We start from the raw sequence: 1,432 nt of genomic DNA, 5'->3' as shown, positions 1-1,432 counted from the left end.
CGAGACGTGAAGAGACTTTTCCATGCACTCATCAGTAATTTTCATTACTGATCTATTTATGACAACCAGATCATAAATAGAAATGAGATCAATAAGCATCACCGCTTATCTGTTTCTATTGTAATATATACATGGACTCCCTTCACCGAAAAAATTTTGCGGAAGACCGCAAGCGGTTGCGAAATTTCTAGGATATGACATCATACCTCTTCCTCACTACGAAGACTCGAGTATAAGTCTTTGTTCTTCCTCAAGTTTCTTCTGTTCTGCTACAAATTTCTCTCTTAATGAATCCAAGTCAATGGTAACGGCATGAGTCTTGTTTCTCATTTTCCTTACTTCCTCATGTGAAGTAAGGATACGGTTTTGGACAAACCAATCCACAATCAATCCGTCCAAGAAAAAATCTGCTAGTGTCAATCCTCCCGAAATTTCTAAATTATGATTGTAATGAGTGCCTAGATCTTCTAATTCCCTTGCGAACTTCCGCAAATGTCTCTGAGCGGAATGAACAGCGGTATTTGCGTCATCCACACGAGAATGCTTAACAGCAGTTGTAAGAAGTCCACCACCCAGCATATCAAGTGCCCCCCAATTCTCTGCGCTATCAAGAGAAGAAGAAGCTTGATCCAGAGCAGATACAGCTTGTTTACCTGCTACTATCGCTTCATCAATTTCGTCAAGTTCTGCCTGAACCTCTGAACGTCTTTCCGCTACTTCAATTAACCGCTGGCCTTCCAATTGTCCTTTCTCAATCAGATATGCTTTCTTTTGTCTCAGAAGTCGCTCGTATTCATCAGATGGATCGCCCAACTGATCGATTCGTCCTTTCAATACTTGAAGATCCTGCTCCATTTCCTGAATGGAATCGTAAGCTTCTCTCCATTTCAACCGTGCCTCGACTACTTCACGTTTTTCTGCTTCCATTCTTTCCAAGTTATTACCTGTAAGTGTGGCAAACATATTCGTCAAGCTTATTCGTTCCAGCTTTTCGACGTCTTCTTTTTCTTGTTGTAACGTATGTAAAAATTGTTGCTCTTTTCTTTGTAATTCGTGTTGTTCGTTAGATAAATGGTTCAGTTCCCGCTTCAGCCTTTCTTGTTGCAAGTACCGTTTTTTAGCTTCCATCAATTGTTCATGCAAGTTATTCATACACTGATCCCTCCTAGTTTCTTATACGTGTTTTCGTCTATTTCGTTTCATAAATCCAGTCGATCTATGCTATTGTCTCGATTTTCCCCCACGGAATAAGTGGATTGTCGATCTTATCGAATACTAGTTGCATATTGGTATTTTGGTTAAAGACGGTATAACTCTTCAACATTCGTGCAGGATTATGGAAGACTCGATTTCGAAATATTTGCGTGTAATAAGGGGCTTCGGGGGATGATTCGCTTTCCGTGGGCGTATGCTGAGCCTCCTCAGGCTGTCG

The 1,432-nt window shown here is 40.9% G+C and carries 2 protein-coding genes; both read right to left on the bottom strand.

All coding sequences use genetic code 11. The annotated features are described in order from the left end of the window. Positions 1-216: 216 nt before the first annotated feature. Positions 217-1,152 (bottom strand): hypothetical protein, encoded by a 936-nt coding sequence (locus tag LD39_RS21170; RefSeq protein ID WP_035553608.1) that lies wholly within the window; start codon positions 1,150-1,152, stop codon positions 217-219. A 64-nt stretch (positions 1,153-1,216) separates the two neighbouring features. Beyond that, positions 1,217-1,432, bottom strand: a 216-nt coding sequence (locus LD39_RS23725; RefSeq protein ID WP_035553605.1) for a hypothetical protein, incomplete at its 5' end; no start/stop codon positions are given.

Source organism: Halobacillus sp. BBL2006, assembly GCF_000786645.1.
GTDB lineage: Bacteria > Bacillota > Bacilli > Bacillales > Halobacillaceae > Halobacillus.
The sequence above is the reverse complement of the archived record's forward strand: the minus strand, read 5'-3'. Positions and strand labels throughout refer to the sequence as shown.

Excerpts from the sequence above, each read along its gene's own strand:
- LD39_RS21170 (WP_035553608.1), bottom strand. The coding sequence starts at position 1,152 with ATGAATAACTTGCATGAACAATTGATGGAAGCTAAAAAACGGTACTTG.